The organism is Providencia sp. PROV073 (assembly GCF_033688125.1).
GTDB classification, from domain to species: Bacteria; Pseudomonadota; Gammaproteobacteria; order Enterobacterales; family Enterobacteriaceae; genus Providencia; species Providencia hangzhouensis.
Genome location: NZ_CP096353.1, coordinates 1,134,472 through 1,152,074, shown reverse-complemented (window position 1 = coordinate 1,152,074; position 17,603 = coordinate 1,134,472). Strand labels below are relative to the sequence as shown.

Annotated in this window: 16 protein-coding genes; 11 read left to right on the top strand and 5 right to left on the bottom strand. The window is 37.9% G+C overall.

Annotated features, from left to right (window positions below; translation table 11 throughout):
* The first annotated feature begins 8 nt into the window (after window positions 1-8).
* Genes M1F17_RS05120 through efeB form a run of 4 tightly spaced genes read left to right on the top strand, consistent with a single transcriptional unit; the run spans window position 9 to window position 3,370 of the window.
* Window positions 9-344: a cupredoxin domain-containing protein gene (locus M1F17_RS05120; RefSeq protein WP_004260622.1), complete on the top strand. Its 336-nt coding sequence runs from the start codon at window positions 9-11 to the stop codon at window positions 342-344.
* Between the two features lie 11 nt (window positions 345-355).
* Window positions 356-1,189: an FTR1 family iron permease gene (locus M1F17_RS05115; protein ID WP_094960936.1), complete on the top strand. Its 834-nt coding sequence runs from the start codon at window positions 356-358 to the stop codon at window positions 1,187-1,189.
* Complete coding sequence (locus M1F17_RS05110; RefSeq protein ID WP_112307187.1) at window positions 1,182-2,084, top strand: EfeM/EfeO family lipoprotein; 903 nt, start codon at window positions 1,182-1,184, stop codon at window positions 2,082-2,084. Before M1F17_RS05115 ends, M1F17_RS05110 begins: the two co-directional genes overlap by 8 nt.
* An 11-nt stretch (window positions 2,085-2,095) precedes the next feature.
* On the top strand, window positions 2,096-3,370 hold the full coding sequence (gene efeB, locus M1F17_RS05105; RefSeq protein WP_164455180.1) for an iron uptake transporter deferrochelatase/peroxidase subunit: 1,275 nt from the start codon (window positions 2,096-2,098) through the stop codon (window positions 3,368-3,370).
* Window positions 3,371-3,457: 87 nt separating this feature from the next.
* On the opposite strand, the gene M1F17_RS05100 is transcribed toward efeB, so the two are convergent.
* From M1F17_RS05100 to M1F17_RS05090, 3 genes are all read right to left on the bottom strand, one after another.
* On the bottom strand, window positions 3,458-4,192 hold the full coding sequence (locus M1F17_RS05100) for a vWA domain-containing protein (RefSeq protein ID WP_050763767.1): 735 nt from the start codon (window positions 4,190-4,192) through the stop codon (window positions 3,458-3,460).
* A 183-nt stretch (window positions 4,193-4,375) separates the two neighbouring features.
* Window positions 4,376-5,269 (bottom strand): hypothetical protein, encoded by an 894-nt coding sequence (locus tag M1F17_RS05095; protein ID WP_112307189.1) that lies wholly within the window; start codon window positions 5,267-5,269, stop codon window positions 4,376-4,378.
* A 164-nt stretch (window positions 5,270-5,433) separates the two neighbouring features.
* Window positions 5,434-6,360 carry a LysR family transcriptional regulator gene (locus M1F17_RS05090; protein ID WP_144140633.1) on the bottom strand — a complete coding sequence of 309 codons (927 nt, stop codon included), beginning with the start codon at window positions 6,358-6,360 and terminating at the stop codon, window positions 5,434-5,436.
* A gap of 143 nt (window positions 6,361-6,503) precedes the next feature.
* Between M1F17_RS05090 and M1F17_RS05085 the strand changes: the two genes are divergently transcribed.
* Together M1F17_RS05085 and M1F17_RS05080 are read left to right on the top strand one after the other, a co-directional pair.
* Entirely contained in the window at window positions 6,504-8,279 is a 1,776-nt protein-coding gene (locus M1F17_RS05085) for an adenine deaminase (RefSeq protein WP_136133960.1), read from the top strand.
* A 41-nt stretch (window positions 8,280-8,320) separates the two neighbouring features.
* Complete coding sequence (locus tag M1F17_RS05080) at window positions 8,321-9,664, top strand: NCS2 family permease (protein WP_004260651.1); 1,344 nt, start codon at window positions 8,321-8,323, stop codon at window positions 9,662-9,664.
* A gap of 58 nt (window positions 9,665-9,722) precedes the next feature.
* Here the strand turns inward: M1F17_RS05080 and M1F17_RS05075 are convergent, their stop codons facing one another.
* Window positions 9,723-10,127 carry a RidA family protein gene (locus M1F17_RS05075; RefSeq protein ID WP_004260667.1) on the bottom strand — a complete coding sequence of 135 codons (405 nt, stop codon included), beginning with the start codon at window positions 10,125-10,127 and terminating at the stop codon, window positions 9,723-9,725.
* Window positions 10,128-10,255: 128 nt separating this feature from the next.
* A complete protein-coding gene (locus tag M1F17_RS05070) occupies window positions 10,256-11,020 on the bottom strand; it encodes an aminoglycoside adenylyltransferase domain-containing protein (RefSeq protein WP_112307191.1) in 765 nt (254 codons plus the stop codon).
* A gap of 665 nt (window positions 11,021-11,685) precedes the next feature.
* On the opposite strand from M1F17_RS05070, the gene gltS reads away from it, so the two are divergent.
* From gltS to M1F17_RS05045, 5 genes are all read left to right on the top strand, one after another.
* A complete protein-coding gene (gene gltS / locus M1F17_RS05065; RefSeq protein WP_318837277.1) occupies window positions 11,686-12,891 on the top strand; it encodes a sodium/glutamate symporter in 1,206 nt (401 codons plus the stop codon).
* 212 nt (window positions 12,892-13,103) lie between these two features.
* The gene (locus M1F17_RS05060) at window positions 13,104-14,012 is read left to right on the top strand and encodes a LysR family transcriptional regulator (RefSeq protein ID WP_004260676.1); all 909 of its coding nucleotides are present in this window, start codon (window positions 13,104-13,106) and stop codon (window positions 14,010-14,012) included.
* Between the two features lie 56 nt (window positions 14,013-14,068).
* Window positions 14,069-15,310: a D-amino acid dehydrogenase gene (locus M1F17_RS05055; RefSeq protein ID WP_164455176.1), complete on the top strand. Its 1,242-nt coding sequence runs from the start codon at window positions 14,069-14,071 to the stop codon at window positions 15,308-15,310.
* A 2-nt stretch (window positions 15,311-15,312) separates the two neighbouring features.
* Entirely contained in the window at window positions 15,313-15,666 is a 354-nt protein-coding gene (locus M1F17_RS05050) for a RidA family protein (protein ID WP_004260681.1), read from the top strand.
* 250 nt (window positions 15,667-15,916) lie between these two features.
* Window positions 15,917-17,584: an alpha-keto acid decarboxylase family protein gene (locus M1F17_RS05045; RefSeq protein ID WP_164455173.1), complete on the top strand. Its 1,668-nt coding sequence runs from the start codon at window positions 15,917-15,919 to the stop codon at window positions 17,582-17,584.
* The last annotated feature ends 19 nt before the right edge of the window (window positions 17,585-17,603 follow it).

The following is a 17,603-nucleotide window of genomic DNA, read 5'->3' as shown; positions in this document are numbered from 1 at the left end:
AAGCCAAAATGAAAACATTACTGAGTTTTTTACTGGTTATCACTTGTACAATAGTTCCCTTATCTTCATTTGCTGCAGAAAAATATACTGTCGAATTAGAAATGAAAAATGGTGATCTCATCCCGCGAGTTCTTGAAGTTCCTGCAAAAACGATTATCCGCATTAAAATTACCAACACAGGTACTGAACCCGCAGAGTTTGAAAGCATTCAATTAAGAAAAGAAAAAGTTTTAGCGCCGGGTGCAAGCTCAGTAGTGGTAATCGCACCACTGAAACCTGGTACGTACACTTTTTTTGATGACTTCCACCTTTCTCACCCCAAAGGCGAGATCATTGCGAAATAAAAGGATTTAGCATGGGACAAGTTCTGTTTGTTGTTTGGCGTGAAAGCTTTGAAGCGCTACTTGTCATTGGCATTATTTATGCGTGGATTAAACGTCACCCTGACGCACATAATGGTATGAAATACCTTTGGGCTGGTGTCGCTATCGGGGTTATAACCTCAATCTTATTGGCGCTTCTCATTTATGGCGTATTCAATGTCCTCGATGACACTGGGCAATCACTATTTATGATTTTTATGGAGTTACTCGCCTGTGTCCTGATTGTCCAAATGGTGTATTGGATGAACAAACATGGAAGTTCAATGAAATCCGAAATTGAATCAGGAATAAGACGTAATGCCGCCCACCATAACTGGTGGGGAGCCGCATTGATTATTGCTATTGCCATTGCCCGCGAAGGGAGTGAAATCGTCGTCTTCCTATCTAGCTTTATTATGTCGCTAACCACATCTAATGCCTCGACTTTCTTTATCGAGGTCGGTGGTGGAATTGCGATTGCAGGTCTTACACTTTATGTTTTCCTACTAACAAATCGCTTAATTTCGTGGTCTATCTTCTTTAAAGTTACAGGGGTTATTTTATTATTCCTCGCATTATCTCTCTTACTTAAAGGTGTAGAAGAAAGTGCTAACTTATTGATTGAATATGATTTCGCTATCCCTGAGTTTTTAATTTACCCCGCTTGGGATACAACTGCATTTCTCGATGATTCTGGTATTGCTGGCAATTTTATCTCTTCTTTCTTTGCCTACCGTTCACAACCGATTTGGCTCAGCGTCATTACCTTTGTCCTTTATTGGGCTATTGTGATCCCATTGTTTGCTCGGAGCAAAAAAAATGTCTAGCTCACTGAGGCGGAATATCAAATGGATGTCTTTTAGCTTAATACTCAGTGTTGCCATTCCTACTTTGGTTCAAAGTAAAGCACTAAGATCCCCTGTGCAAACAGGGGACAACATCATTATTGCTAAAGGTGATATACCCACTCCAGAAAAATATCAACATGCAATCCAAACCTATTTAACCTTTGCCACTAATCAATTGGCAGAAATGGTCACACAATTGGAATTGTTGCAACAGAATTTACAGCAAGGGAAGCTGCAACAAGCTCAAACAGCATATATTCAAGCTCACCAGTACTATGAAACAGTGCGCCCGATTATTATTTTATTTGGTAATACGGATAGGACAATTAACCCAAGAGCCGATTATTTCCTCGATAAAGAAACAGATTACCGCTTTACGGGGTTTCATCTTGTTGAGTACCAGCTATTTATGCAAAAGGATGCCAAACTTGCGTTAGCGGCAAACCAAGAGCTATTACTCAAAGGGCGTGATTTGCATAAACGAGTAGCAACTGAAACCATCGAAATACCCAAGCTCGTGCAAGCCTCGGCTGATTTTATTGAAATGATCTTAGAAACGAAATTGGGGGGTAAAGAAAATATCTACAGTTTGTCTGATTTAACTGATATTGCCGCTAATTTAAAGGGATCACAAAAAATAATTGGGGTTCTTAAACCTTTTATCAAGCCAGAAACACTGGATAAAATACAGCAAAATGAACAGCTGATTAACCAAATAATGCAGACATATCAACTGTCAAATACCACATATCAACCCTATAGCCAATTACAATTAAAAGACAAAATGGCACTTTATTCATTACTCACTCAGCAAGCTGAAACCTTAGCCAAATTACGTGCTGAGCTTGATGTCGATGTTTACTATAAATATTAAGGCATATATTTATGCAAGCTAAACTTAGTAGTATATTGCAAACCAACGGAATGTCTCGGCGTAATGCCCTAAAAATGCTCGCAGTTAGTAGCGCAGTTTTAGCGGCTCCAACATTAAAAGCGCAAGGGAAAATTGCTAATTGCCAGCTCACCTATAACAAAGCAATCAATTATCTTGGGCTACACCAAGCCGGTGTTTTAACGCCTGAACCCAAAAATGCCACTTTTATTGCATTTAATACTACAGCGAATTCTGTCGAACAATTACAAACTGTTTTTACTTTACTGACTCAGCGTATTGCTCACTTAACTCAACCCCAAATAGAGCCGTCAATCAATAACGATAAGATGCCTCCGGCAGAATCAGGTATTCTTGGGACACAACAACAACCCGACTCACTAACTATCACCGTTGCTTTAGGAAATTCTCTTTTTGATAACCGGTTCGGCTTAAATAAAGTTAAGCCTAAACATCTTAGTGAAATGACCAGTTTCCCTAACGATCGACTAGAACAAAAATGGTGTGGTGGTGATCTCCTTCTGCAAATATGTGCGAATAGCCAAGAAAGCGTTATCTATGCATTACGTGATATCCTACGTCATATTTCGCCATACAGTTTTCCTCTCTGGAAAATAGATGGTTTCTTACCTGCAAGAGATATTGATAACCACTCAACGCCTATCAACCTTTTTGGTTTTAAGGATGGAACAGGAAATGCGCTTGCCGATGACAATTCGTTAATGAACGAATTAATATGGATAACAAAAGGCAGCCAAGAACCGTCTTGGTGCGACGGAGGGACATACCAAGCAGTACGTCTCATTCGTTTTAATTTAGAGTTTTGGGATAGAACACCATTAGAAGATCAAGAAAATGATTTTGGCCGACATAAAGACTCAGGAGCACCAATCGGCATGAAAAATGAGCATGATGATCCTGAGTTTGAAAAAGATCCTCATGGTGACCGTATTTTATTTGATTCCCATATGCGCCGTGCAGAGCCTCGTAACCCTGAACGTTATACCGCAAAACTAAGGCGAAGAAGTTATAGCTATTCACTGGGGTTAACAGAAACAGGAACTCTCGATATGGGCTTAGTTTTTGTCTCTTTTCAACAAAATTTAAAGACAGGCTTTATTGACACTCAAAAACGGCTCAATGGTGAACCACTTGAACGTTATATCAAGCCTTTTGGTGGAGGGTACTATTTTGTATTACCTGGAGTCCAATCGGCACAAGACACACTTGCTGAAAAAATGTTTACAGCCTTAAAACAAACTAGCTAATTATATTTATAAAATGAAAGCCCTTATTACATTTGCCGTAAGGGCTTTATTCGAAGCGATATCATCTCTTTTTAATTGAACACATTATTATTTTTTACGTTCCTTCACATCCGCTTCGACTTCCTGTTTCCAGTCCTCTGATATTGGCGCAGACATTTGTTTAGCTTCCACCGCTTTATTTACAGCACGATAAGCTTTATCGTAACCTGTCCCATCTTGCACATAACCAGTGGCATTTGAACTTTTAATCCCAATATTTTCCGCTTCAGAAATGGCATCAATATTGGCTCCTAAGAAAATAAAATCCCATTTATCTTCTGTTTCAGCAGACTTAATCATAGCTTTAATTTTCGCCTGGGAATATTTACGGCTACTATTTTCTTGCCCATCTGTAATTATTACAAAAAGGACATTATTATTTTTAGTAACCTTTCTATTTTCTTGCATTTTTTCAATGCCTTCTCCTATTGCGTCTAACAATGCGGTATAGCCACCAACAGGATAATCATCAAGTGTTAGATTAGAAACTTTTGCAATGGGTTCTCTATTATGGAGTAAACTTGTTTTGTCATTAAATAAAATAGTTGTAATGTAGGTTTTTGCTTTTTTTCCTTTATTTTCAGTTAATACACTATTATATCCACCAATTGTATCAGTCTCGAAACCTGACATAGAGCCACTTTTATCAAGAATGAATACTAAATCTAAAACATCGGGTTCCTTTTTGGTATCAATAATAGTTGTACTGCTAGCGACAGAAGAAAATAAAAACAAAAATACAGCTGATATGACGGTGAAAACAGATTGTATGGATAAATTCATCGCCGAGTTCCTTGGTGAGGTTAATAAAAATATAACTACCCCAATCTCGCTTTTTCGCCAATTATTTCAAATAAGATTACTCTGTATAATTAATAAGCATTTTCTTAATTAATTTCAAAAAAATTATTACTCGAAATAGTTTTTTGAGTAAATATGTAAAGAGTAAATCTACTTAAATGATTACTATTTTAACCAAATACCATTTTCTCTTACTACATTAATTTCTTGAATGAAATGATTATATTTAATATTTTCCGCAACAGAATTTGATGAAGCACTTCGAGCCTGCTCCTGGACTAATTCTGTGATAGCCTGATGAAATTCTTGGTTTAATTCTTCATGGATATTCACATCATCGGTACTTTTTAACCGCGTAACTAACTGAATTAATTTTTCGGCCTTTGCCTGTACATCCTCATTATCAAAAGTAACAGTTGGGACTCCATACATAAATACCACATTGATAGAATCCGCAGCTTCATGATTAGCAGGATCCGGTAATAAATTTTGTCCGTATTCATTATCTAAATAGGCAATTAATTCATGTTTATCAAAACACTTGGATTTAATATTTCCATCTAACTTATCATCATAAAGTGTGATTGAATCTGGAAAATTTTCACCAACCGGGTAGCTACACCTAAATATATTTCCATCAATAAGCGTTGCATTAGAACTGCGAACTGGCAGTTCAAGCTCGTGCCCATTAATCGTAATGGGGTAACTCGCAGGTTTAAACCTCTCTTCTTTGCCATCAACGGCATAAACTTCAGACAATGTGTAATAAACAAAATGATTTGGGTTAATAATACCGCCAGAGTTATTTTCAAAGACAAAAAAATCCGTCACGTTACCCTCATCGCTTTCTAACTGGTGTAACCCGCTAGAAAGTAAAACAACACCTTTATCTTCTGGTAAAACATCATAATCTTTACCATCTAGCTTAAACCTAATCGTGTTTGCGCTTGGGTTACTATAATAAAATTTACCTTTACCACTTAAAAGCTCCATATCATCACAAGCGGAAAGTAATATAACCGCAGCGATAAAACAGCTATATTTTAGTATAGTATTCATAAAGTTGTTCCAAAGCTTTTTAAAATCAATTTATTAACTAAAAAGTGAGCGCTATCTGTAACGCTCTTTAAGATATTATTATCGATATTGAAACCATTATTCAGTTATTCAAATAAAATAACTTTACGATAAATGCGGTAGTAATCTGCCTTAGTTGATAAATCTCATACGTTGTTATCACGCAATACTTTTAACAATACCTGAAAAACCTCGTCCATTAGTGGTGTCGCTTGCTCGCTATTACGAATTAAAGCGACTGTGCGCGTTAACTCCGGTTGTTGTAATTGCAAAACTTTCAATTCCGGGTCTCGTAAATGTACAGTATAAAGCAGTGGTAAAATAGCAATCGCTAATTTTGAACGAACTAAGCCATATAAGGTTTCAATATAATCTACTTGATAACGAATATTTAATTTTAGTCGGTGACTTTCCACCGTAGCAGCAACTAAACGTTGAATATTACCTTTCGAAAATACGGCAATATCACGATTATTTAGCAATTTCCACGGCAAGTGAAATTCATTGGTAGACACGGTATCATCATGATGAATAACAGCAACAAAAGGGTCATCCTGCAAGGGAAAGATATTTAAATTTTGAGGCACTGAGCTATCTAACACACCAATGCCAAAATCAATTTCATGATTGATAAGTTTATCAATCAAAGCGTCATTCGTTTGGTCATAAAACTCAATATTAAGCCTCGGAAAATATTGAGTTAATAATTCAGGTACAGCAGGAAATAACAAAGAACTTACGGAAGGAACTAGCCCAATACGTAATGTTCCATCCCCACCTTCCACGATTATTTTTTGAATTTCACTAAATGCACGGTGAGAAACACTCAGTATTTGCTGTGCATGTGGCAAAATTGCTGCGCCTAGCTCCGTTAATGTTACGGATGAAGCGGTACGATTAATTAGTTTTCCTCCAATAACCGTTTCTATTTGCCGCAAAGCACTACTCAAAGCAGGTTGGCTCACCGCTAGACGATTTGCTGCCTCGGTAAAATGGCGCAGTTTTGCTAATGTCACAAAATACTGTAGTTGTTTGAGCGTAAGTGCTGGCAGTCTCTGCCAAGGTTCTATCATAATAATGTACTTTTATTTTTATTGGGTTAGCCAATATATCTGTTCATTATAACCATTTCTTATCGCATGATAAATTTTATCATCTTGGCAAACGTTTGCGTTGCTCATAAAGTAACAGTCATTAAATTGAAGGAATGGTATTTATGAGCATAACAGAACAAAACAGGCGTCATGTCATTCAATCCGCTAAAGGTGAAAAGCCTTTTGACCTTTTACTCGCTAATGCCAATATTGTCGATATGGTCACAGGTGAAGTTCGCCTTGCAGATATCGGGATCACCGGCAACCTAATTGCTAGCGTTCACCCTACTGGAACCCGTACTGATGCAAATGAAATCCATGATTTATCAGGCTATTTTATTTCACCCGGCTTAATAGACACTCACGTTCATTTAGAAAGCTCACACTTACCTCCTGTTCGCTATGCCGAGATAGTTCTAGCTCAAGGAACAACTGCTGTATTTTGGGACCCCCATGAACTCGCCAATGTACTAGGCCTAGAAGGTGTACGTTATGCCATTGATTCTAGCCGAAATTTGCCGCTAGATATTATGGTTGCAGCCCCTTCATCAGTACCATCAACACCTGGCCTAGAAATGTCTGGTGCAGACTTTGCTGGGGATGAGATGTCAACCATGCTGAGTTGGCCGGAAGTCCGCGGTGTGGCTGAAGTTATGGATATGTTTGGCGTGCTCCATGGCAGTGATAGAATGGAAGAAATTCTAAATGCAGGAATTACATCAGGTAAACTTATAGAAGGCCATGCAAGAGGTTTAAATGGGGCTGATCTCCAAGCTTATCTGGCAGCCGGAGTCACATCTGATCATGAATTAACCTCGGCTGAAGATGCTCTTGAAAAACTACGTGCGGGTCTTACATTACAAATTCGTGGCTCTCATCCTTACCTTCTTCCCGATATTGTTGCCGCATTAAAATCCTTACCACATTTATCATCGCAAATTACAGTATGTACGGATGATGTTCCGCCCGATATGTTAATTGAAAAAGGTGGCATTATTGCGCTACTTAACCTTTTAATTGAGCATGGAATGCCGGCAACGGACGTACTACGCTTTGCTACATTTAATGCTGCAATACGCTTGCAACGCCATGATCTTGGCCTGATTGCTGCGGGTAGAAAGGCAAATTTAGTCATTTTCGATTCATTGGAAACTTTGAAAGCGAAAGCTGTGTATGTATCTGGGCGAAAAATAGCTGAAAATAATCAGCTTATCAATGCATTAAATGTACCTAATGATATTTTACCTCCACGCGATACTATGCGACTTTCACCAATTACCCCAAATGATTGCACACTAAAAATTGCTGGAATCAATAATGGTAGTGCGCGTTTACGTCATATTCGTGGGGCACGCTTTACCCAATGGGGAGAAGTTGACGTACAAATCAAGAATAGCGTGGTACAACTGCCGAATAATTTCAGTCTTATTCGAGTTCAACACCGTCACGGCCGTCACGATGCTTTACCACAAATAGCCTTACTTGAGGGCTGGGGTGAATTACGCGGAGCCATTGCGACAAGCTATTCACACGATTCACATAACCTCGTTGTTCTTGGACGTGACCCCGATGATATGGCTATCGCTGCTAATTTATTAATCGAGAGTGGTGGAGGTATGGCGTTAGTGCAAAATGGCCAAATTTTAGCCCATGTTGCGATGCCAATAGCGGGGATGTTATCTGATTTACCCGCGCCTGAATTAGCCGCTCAGTTTCGTCAATTACGTGAATTAAGCAGTGAAATTGCAGATTGGGAACCACCTTACCGCGTATTTAAAGCCATTGAGGGAACTTGTCTTGCCTGCAATGCAGGGCCACATTTAACCGATTTAGGATTAACTGACGGAACAACACGCCAAATCGTTGACGCTGTTATCCATACGGTTAAGCACGCTTAGAAAATTAAAAATATCAAAAATAATGATAGGAGAGCCTATTAATGGCTGACAGTTCAATAAATACGCCAACATCAGGGAGTTGGCTGGAAAAACGCTTTGCTTTACGTGAACGTGGGAGTTCAGTGAAAACAGAGTGTTTAGCCGGAGTTACTGGTTTTTTAGCTGCAGCTTACCTGCTAGTCGTGATCCCCGGTTTACTTGCCGCAGGAGGAATGGATAAAGGCGCAGCAACCACTGGAACAATTATTGTCTTCGTCATTGCCAGTTTATTAATGGCATTCTATGCGAATTTACCATTTATTGTTGGCCCCGGTATCGGAGGCTCTGTTCTTGTCGGTATTACTCTCGCAGGTAGTGAAGGCATTGACTGGCAAATAGGGCTCGGCATTGCTTGTTGGTCTGGAATTTTATTTTTCCTATTAACTAAATTTGGCTTGCGTGAGGTTGTTACACGCTCTGTTCCTCAATCAATTAAACTCGGATTAACTGCATCAATTGGTCTGTTCGTGGCCGTTTTAGGTTTTCGAAATGCAGGATTAGTACTTGCTAACCCAAAAACAAATGCACTAATGCTTGGGGATTTCCTTTCTCCTGGCGCATTAGTTGCACTCGCAGGCTTTTTCGTTGCGATTGCACTACAAGCTCGCAAAATACCAGGCGGAATTTTATGGGCAATTTTATTTGCAACTCTCTTAGGCATTCCTTTTGGCGTCACAAAATTGCCTGAAAGCTTTATTGGTATTCCACATTCTGTGGCACCTGTACTAGGGCATGTAGACTTAATTGGCGCATTAAATATCGCTTTCCTACCTTTCTTATTTGTCTTTTTTGCTGCTGAGTTTTTCTCAACCATGGGAACAACTTTAGCCGTTGGCGGAGAGGCTGGCTTATTAGATAAAGAAGGTAATATGCCAAATATTAACCGCCCCTTTATCGTTGACTCAATTGCTGCTGCATTAGGCCCTTGGGTAGGTATTCCAGCGGCAACCGCACTCATTGAGTCCTCCGCTGCCGCAGAAGCTGGGGGTAAAACAGGTATGACTGCCCTTGCTGCTGCCTTTATGTTTTTACTAATGCTGTTATTTACGCCTATCGCATTAATGATCCCAGCCCAAGCCACAGCTCCAGCTCTAATTTTAATTGGACTAAATATGTTTAGTGGCTTACGAAAAGTGGACTTAGGCAATTTTACTGATGGCTTACCAGTATTAATGATGGTGATGATTACGTTAATCGCTAATAGTTTTGGTACTGGTATTGCAGGTGGGCTGTTATTTTATATTTTAATCAAAGCGGTTGCAGGCAAATGGAGAGAAATTCCAATAAGCTTGTGGATCCTTGCAGTACCTCTTATTTATTATTTCTCAACATTAGTAAAACACTAATACCACGAGTGCCAGAAAAGCCGATACTTCCACTGTCGGCTTTTCTATTCTAATAAATTTAGTTCAAAACTGCATGAGCTTCTATTTCTATTAACCATTCTGGCAAGGAAAGCCCTGAAACAATAACCCAAGAAGATGCAGGTGGCATATTTGGAAATTTTTCTTTTAATGCTCGCGCAATATCAGCTTGTTCCTTATGGCTGTTAAAGCCCTCTTTGATATAAATACGTAGCATAGCCACATGAGATAAATCGCCACCGGCCTCATGCAATACATGTTCAATATTAATTAATGATTGCACGGTTTGTTCGTAAATTCCCCCAGCAACAGTTTCTTCCGCAGCATTCACACCAACCTGACCCGATAAAAATAATTGTCGGGTTCCCGTTGTTTCTACGGCTTGGCTAAAGCCATACTGCAAAGAATTAAAGACAGACGCTGGATTTATCGATTTTTTAGTCATTTTTGTTCCATCGTTAATAAAACAGTAAAGCAGTATAAGACTTTCACTTTTCAATTCATTAAATATCAGGCAAACGTTATTTGATTTGTATTAAAAAAGCATCAAAAGACACACTGGCTTATGTGCATCTAAGAATAAACACGAATACGCTCAGCTAAATAGTTCGCACACAAGGTGACTTCCACCTGTTGATTTTCCCATTCAACAGAAACACCAGTTAAATAGGCCTTTTTCGCTACCAGTAGCACCGAGGCCAATTCCACTGGCATGAGTTCTATTGCCCAAATGGCAGCCTCATCCTTTGATATAAATAGTCCCGTTTCCATGGTGTACCACATGCGTGCTAATGTCAGTAAAACATTACGCTCATCACCTTTTAGAGATAACTCTAAATTAGGGAGTGAATCTAACATAGCTCGGCGAATATCATGCAGGCCAACAATAGGTAAGCCGTATATTTCCTTGTGCCATAAACTTACTGCTTCTTGTGACGCTTGGGCTAACATTAGTGTGAATTCAGGGTCTTGAGTTTGTCCTTCAAATACCCCTTGCTCGTACTCTGTACGTAACCACTCTCCATAAATTAATTCACATTTTGCAGGATAAGAAAGCATGTTTAATTCACTTGTTAAGAATACAACAATTTCCAGTGGTCGCCGGCCTTTTGGATCAATCGGATATAAGCCAGAAATATCCATTAAATCTCGTACAAGTTGTTCACGGCAAATATCAGTCACGGGGCTATCAATCACCACAAGTAAATCAATATCACTCATTGGCCGTAACCCACTAGAAACAGAGGAACCGTGTAGATAAACTGCAATTAATGAATCAGAAAAATGTTTTCGCAGAATAACCAATGCTTGTTCTGCTTGGGGGGGAGTTACCATCATATCACTCCTATCATATTTAATGATACTAATACTATTATAAATAGTAATTAAAATAATAACTTTAATAAAATCAATAACTAAATCACTAGCTTATTTTTATGGCATAAATAAAATGGTTAAAAAACTAAGCTATAATATTTAAATAGAATTACACTATTATTTTAATGAATAATATTCGCATTCATTCTACTGAGGTTAAAAGCAATTAATCGTTTAGCATACTGAGCCAAAACGAAATGTCCAAGACATCAATTTTCATTTGAATTATTAAGCGCATTCTACATCATGTAGCATTCCCCCTCTTCTCCTACATTTGCTAAACATCTTACATGCGGCACATCACACTTCTCATCATTCATATTGAATACGGCTTTATAACCACGAGATAAAACCAGTGCAAATATTAATCACCACATAAATGATACCAAAATACATATAAAACAGAAAAAATCATAATTAACAAACAGTTAAATTGAAAATAAATAATTTACTACGGGATTGGATGACTCGACAAATGAAAAAATAAGAATGTCGCAGTTAACTAAAAGTTATAGATACCCAAACAAAACTCATTGTTAAACAAAAGTTACGCAAAGTAATTTAATTTATCGCTAATGTTAAATAACAACGGTGAAAGTTCTGGTAAACTAACTTGAGGTAAAATAATGATCCTAGATGCCAGCTACACTTTATTAGTCGCTTGTTTAGCGCTGTTGATTGGTATGTTTGTTGTCAAATACACTCCTTTTCTACAAAAAAACCATATTCCTGAAGCCGTTGTTGGCGGTTTTATTGTTGCTATCATTCTATTAGTTGTCGATAAAACAGCAGGATACTCATTTACTTTTGATGCTTCACTACAAAGCATTTTAATGATTACGTTCTTTTCATCAATTGGATTGAGCTCAGATTTTTCGCGCTTAATAAAAGGTGGTAAACCACTCGTCTTATTAACTATCGCAGTAACTATCTTAATTGCTATTCAAAATACCGTCGGTATGGGAATGGCCGTCATGCTTAATGAAAGCCCCTTCATTGGCTTAATTGCGGGCTCAATCACACTAACGGGTGGTCACGGTAACGCAGGAGCTTGGGGACCAATACTGGCTGATAAGTATGGCGTGACTGGTGCTGTTGAATTAGCTATGGCATGTGCAACCCTAAGTTTAGTATTAGGTGGGTTAATTGGCGGCCCTGTTGCTCGTCATTTATTGAAAAAAGTTTCAATCCCTAAAAGCACTGAACTCGAAAAAGAAACGATCGTTGAAGCCTTCGAACAACCGAGTGTTAAACGAAAAATTAATGCTAATAATGTTATTGAAACCATCTCAATGCTGATTATCTGTATTGTTGTCGGTGGCTATATTAGTGAGTTTTTTAAAGATACTGTCATGCAATTACCAACCTTTGTTTGGTGCTTATTTGTCGGTATTATTATTCGTAACGTCTTAACCCATGTATTTAAGCATGAAGTTTTTGAACCAACTGTTGATGTTTTAGGTAGCGTTGCCTTGTCATTATTCTTAGCAATGGCGCTAATGTCCTTAAAATTCGGTCAACTCGCCAGTATGGCAGGCCCTGTTCTGATAATTATTGCTGTCCAAACGGTCGTTATGGTTCTATTTGCAACATTTGTTACCTTTAAAATGATGGGTAAAGATTATGATGCTGTTGTTATTAGTGCTGGGCACTGCGGGTTTGGAATGGGTGCGACACCAACCGCTATCGCTAACATGCAGACCGTCACTAAAGCATTCAGTCCTTCTCATAAAGCATTTTTAGTGGTGCCAATGGTAGGGGCATTTATTGTCGATATTTCAAATAGTATCTTAATTAAAATCTTTATCGAAATCGGCACGTATTTTACCTAGTACACAATCATAAAGGCCAGACTATAACCTATGTATATCATCTGGCCTTCTCTTTTTTATCACCATTGAATTTAAACCGCCTAATTACCTTTCATCATTTTCAGTACCAAATAAATAGTTGTTCAGATTAATTTGTATTAATTCGGTAGAATATGCGAATTAATACCAATAGTCGGTTTCGGTGAGTCAAAGCAAATAGTAGGTTTCTGAAAATGAAATTAAGGCATCTCGATATTTTTTATGCGGTCATGACATGTGGCTCTTTAACTCGTGCAGCGGAGGTTTTACATATCTCACAACCCGCGGCAAGTAAGGCCTTAAAACATGCAGAACAACAACTTGGCTTAGTCTTGTTCCAGCGAATAAGAGGAAAGTTAATTCCCACGGCTGAGGCAAACCTGCTATTTGAAGAAGCCAAAGAAGTTTATCAAAATCTAGATAAACTAAGAATTTTAGCGCAAAATTTATCACGTGATCCGCAAGGTAAACTAGCCATTGGTTGTCTACCTAGCTTAGGGCTAAACTTAGTACCTGAAGTGACCGCGCAATTTATTAAAAAACACCCCAATATCAAACTCACGATCGGTACACATCATACAACGGATATTCTGCAGTTATTAACCCAACAAGATCTCGACATTGGTATTGGCTTTAATCTTGAAATTGAAGGGGGCATTGCTGTTCTTCCCATTGCTGATATCCCATTAGTCTATGTGGATAGCAAATTACCATTGCACTCCCCTGTATCACTCACCGATATAGACCAAGAGCGTTGGATCCATCCTGGGTCTGACTCCTTATCTCAGCTATTACAAAAGCGCCATGAGTTTGCAGAATCAAATATTAGTGTTCATACCTACCATATGGCAGCAGAATTTGTTCAAGCGGGTTTAGGCTGTAGTATTACGGATATTTTTTCAGCCGAACATACGCTACCTGAGTCAATGATTTACCCACTAAAAGAAGGTTTACATCTTGCCGTATCTGTTTTTCATCGCGCAGACAAACCATTAACCAAAGCTGCACAAAATTATGTTAATACTTTGGCATCCACACTTGAAAAAAGAAATAAAGTAGTTAACCAAAAGTTATACTCTAGTAATGAAAACTCAATTGTTTAGTTAGCTTATTCACCGTTAAATAATAACATCTTGGTTATTATGGGTTACGGATTATTATGACTAAACATGTGGTGGTTATTGGAGCTGGTGTAATTGGTTTAAGCACCGCCTATGCATTAATTAAAGCAGGCCAAACCGTAACATTAGTTGAATCAGATACCGATGTTGGCATGCAGACCAGTTTTGCTAACGGTGGGCAACTCAGCTATCGCTATGTATCTCCTCTTGCAGACGCCGGTGTTCCTTTGCAAGGCCTACGTTGGATGGGGAAAAATAATTCTCCTTTAAATCTAAAAATAACGCATTCAATACAACAATGGTCTTGGCTTGCACAATTTACATTAGCTTGTAACCGTAAAACCAATAAAATTAATGGTGCTCATCTTTTACGTTTATCACTTTTTAGCCAAGAAATAATGAATAAATGGCGTAACAATGGTGATATTTCTGATTTTGCTTGGGAGAAATCAGGGAAATTAATTATCCACCGAGATAATAAAAGTTTTCAAAAAGCCAGTGAAACGGTTGATAAACAATTTCAAAAAATATTAACACCCACTGAAATTGTTGAGCTAGAGCCTTCTTTAAAAGACATACAGTCTCAGCTGGTAGGTGCAATATATGCCCCTGATGATGAGAGTGCAGATTGCTATTTATTCTGTAAGAACCTACTGCAATATTTACTCACGCAATCTCAATTTAATCTTTGCTTACAACATAATGTTCAATCTTTCATTAAACAAGATGACTGCATTACAGGAGTAGCCACTCACCAGGAAACTATTCAAGCTGATGATTTTATTGTTTGTGCCGGCAATGGTAGCCGCGAATTGTTAAAACCACTAAATATTAATGTCCCAATTTTAGGGTTAAAAGGCTATAGCTTAAGCGTAGAATACCCGCAGGTAGAACATATTGTTCCGAAAATTAACGTGACTGATTACGGCAATAAAATTGTCTATGCCAAACTTAATGATCAATTACGCATTGCTGCGATGGTTGATATTGGTTATGACAAGCAAGGCTTGCGTGAAAATAGAATACAAGCACTCAAGAATATTATTAAAAATACCTTCCCTGAATTACCTAAAATTGACGATGCTGAAAGTTGGTGTGGGTTACGCCCTTCAACACCGAAAGGCCCACCGATACTAGGAAAAACTGCCTATAAAAATTTATGGCTTAATATTGGGCATGGCAGTTTAGGGTTTACACTTGCCGCAGGCAGCGCGGAAATACTGAGCCAATTAATAACTGAACAAAAACCCCCTATTTCTTTAACTGGATTAACGAGGTAATCATGTCCATAAAACGTAACAACCCAAAACCACGCTTAGCTGATAGCGTTGAATATTCAGGTTTAGTTTACTTATCAGGGCAAGTACCTAATGATCTAACAGGTGATATCACACAACAAACCAAAGACGTTTTTGCCAAGATTGATTCATTACTTGCTGCAAGCAACAGTGATAAAACACGTATTTTATCCGCCCAAGTTTGGATTAAAGATATCAAACGGGATTTTGCTGACTTTAATGCGGTATGGGAAAGTTGGATGCCTATAGAAAATAGCCCTGCCCGTGCAGCTGTTGAAGCCAATATGGCTCGGGAACAAGTACTAGTAGAAATTATGGTGATTGCCGCTCAGGCTTGACCCTATTTAACGGTATTCTAAATCTAAAAAACAGTGAGGTCTAAAAAGATCTACTGTTTTTTATTACTCTACTAATTTATATTAATTTATTAAATAATATATTTAATAACCCCCATTAATCTCATTATAAAATATAACACTTTCACTACTTCCCTTATTAGCTATCATGGAATTGATTTCAATAAGAATAAATAGCTAATATAAATAATTACAAATCAAGTAAAAAACAATTATTAACTGGAGAAGTTAAATGAAAGAAACTGTTGTTGAATATATTTTATCTAAGCTCTATCAATTAGGCATTGAAGATATATTTGGTGTTCCTGGTGATTATTCATTTCCTGTAAATGATAGTGTTTGTGCAAACTCCCATCAACGTTGGGTTGGCAATTGCAACGAATTAAACGCAGCGTATGCTGCAGACGGATATGCAAGAATTAAAGGTGTTGCTGCACTATCAACAACCTTTGGCGTTGGCGAATTAAGCGCTCTCAATGCAATAGCAGGTTCTTATGCTGAAAGAGTCCCTATATTTCACCTTGTTGGAATGCCTCCTAGCCTAACACAAAAGAAACAGCGTATTTCTCATCACACATTAGGGGATGGAAACTATGACGTTTTTTATAAAATGAGCCAACATATTGTCTGTGCTCATGCCATTATTACCCCTGAAAACTGTATTGAAGAGACTGAGCGGTTAATCGCATGCGCCTTACATGAACGCCGTCCAGTTTATTTTGGCTTACCTGCTGATTATGCTGTAAAGACTGTAATTAAACCATTTCATCATGTTGTTCCATTAATACCAAACAGTTGCTCAGAAACACTAAAAAATATTATTCCTTTAATCTTAAATAAATTAATAAATAGCCAACAACCCTGCATATTAGCAGGTTCAATGTCTTTGCGCTTAGGCGTAGCAAATACCTTACAAACAATCATTGAAAAAACCAAAATTCCTTATACCACGTTATTTATGGATAAAAGTGTATTAGATGAAACTAATACGCAATATATCGGAATGTATACAGGGCAAATATTAACTCCTCAAGTCACTTCATTTGTTGAAAGCAGTGATTGTGTTATAAATATAGGCACTATTCTGTCTGACTTTAATTCAGGTTGTTATACTTCTAATATTAAAATCGAAAATATAATCCATATCATGGAAGATAAAGTCATTATTGATGGCCAATGCTACAATAATATTTCCATGAAAGACGTAGTTTTAGCCTTGCAGAATAGATTACTATCACTGCCAACCTCTTCTTTTAATCACCACAAAAGTCCTAAGGCCCAATCACTAGGTCAACCGATAGCCGTAGAAACAAACGAAATAACTGAATCATATCTATATCCTCGCTTAGAAAAAATGTTTAGACCTAATGATATAATATTTACAGATACTGGAACCTTTTCAATGGGCTTAGCATTTTCACTATTACCTAAAGGTGCATCTTTTCATTCCCAATCATTATGGGGATCTATTGGCTGGGCAACACCTGCTGCACTGGGCGCCGCTTTAGCATCCCCGTCACGTCGAGTCATCTTAGCGACAGGGGAAGGCGCTCATCAATTAACTATGCAAGAAATTAGTCAATTTGCACGATTTGGATTAAAACCCATCATCTTTGTATTAAATAATGATGGCTATCTTATTGAACGACTATTCTGTAAAGAACCTGAATATTATTATAATGATGTTGCGCAATGGAATTACGCACAACTTCCTTTAGCACTGGGATGTGACGATTGGTATTGCAAAAAAGTGACAACCTGTGATGAATTAAATGAGGCCTTACAGGCTATCGAAACACTCGATACTGCTGCTTATATAGAGATAGTCACTGACCGATATGATGCTTCAAAATATTTAATAAAAATGAGAGAAATTATTTCTTCTATTTATACCAACTAAACTAGTTTTAGGTCCTTTC

Coding starts and splice junctions, on each gene's coding strand:
- M1F17_RS05095 (WP_112307189.1), bottom strand. CDS start 5,269: ATGAATACTATACTAAAATATAGCTGTTTTATCGCTGCGGTTATATTA.
- gltS (WP_318837277.1), top strand. CDS start 11,686: ATGATCCTAGATGCCAGCTACACTTTATTAGTCGCTTGTTTAGCGCTG.
- M1F17_RS05100 (WP_050763767.1), bottom strand. CDS start 4,192: ATGAATTTATCCATACAATCTGTTTTCACCGTCATATCAGCTGTATTT.
- M1F17_RS05090 (WP_144140633.1), bottom strand. CDS start 6,360: ATGATAGAACCTTGGCAGAGACTGCCAGCACTTACGCTCAAACAACTA.
- M1F17_RS05120 (WP_004260622.1), top strand. CDS start 9: ATGAAAACATTACTGAGTTTTTTACTGGTTATCACTTGTACAATAGTT.
- M1F17_RS05050 (WP_004260681.1), top strand. CDS start 15,313: ATGTCCATAAAACGTAACAACCCAAAACCACGCTTAGCTGATAGCGTT.
- efeB (WP_164455180.1), top strand. CDS start 2,096: ATGCAAGCTAAACTTAGTAGTATATTGCAAACCAACGGAATGTCTCGG.
- M1F17_RS05075 (WP_004260667.1), bottom strand. CDS start 10,127: ATGACTAAAAAATCGATAAATCCAGCGTCTGTCTTTAATTCTTTGCAG.
- M1F17_RS05060 (WP_004260676.1), top strand. CDS start 13,104: ATGAAATTAAGGCATCTCGATATTTTTTATGCGGTCATGACATGTGGC.
- M1F17_RS05045 (WP_164455173.1), top strand. CDS start 15,917: ATGAAAGAAACTGTTGTTGAATATATTTTATCTAAGCTCTATCAATTA.
- M1F17_RS05080 (WP_004260651.1), top strand. CDS start 8,321: ATGGCTGACAGTTCAATAAATACGCCAACATCAGGGAGTTGGCTGGAA.
- M1F17_RS05110 (WP_112307187.1), top strand. CDS start 1,182: ATGTCTAGCTCACTGAGGCGGAATATCAAATGGATGTCTTTTAGCTTA.
- M1F17_RS05055 (WP_164455176.1), top strand. CDS start 14,069: ATGACTAAACATGTGGTGGTTATTGGAGCTGGTGTAATTGGTTTAAGC.
- M1F17_RS05115 (WP_094960936.1), top strand. CDS start 356: ATGGGACAAGTTCTGTTTGTTGTTTGGCGTGAAAGCTTTGAAGCGCTA.
- M1F17_RS05085 (WP_136133960.1), top strand. CDS start 6,504: ATGAGCATAACAGAACAAAACAGGCGTCATGTCATTCAATCCGCTAAA.
- M1F17_RS05070 (WP_112307191.1), bottom strand. CDS start 11,020: ATGATGGTAACTCCCCCCCAAGCAGAACAAGCATTGGTTATTCTGCGA.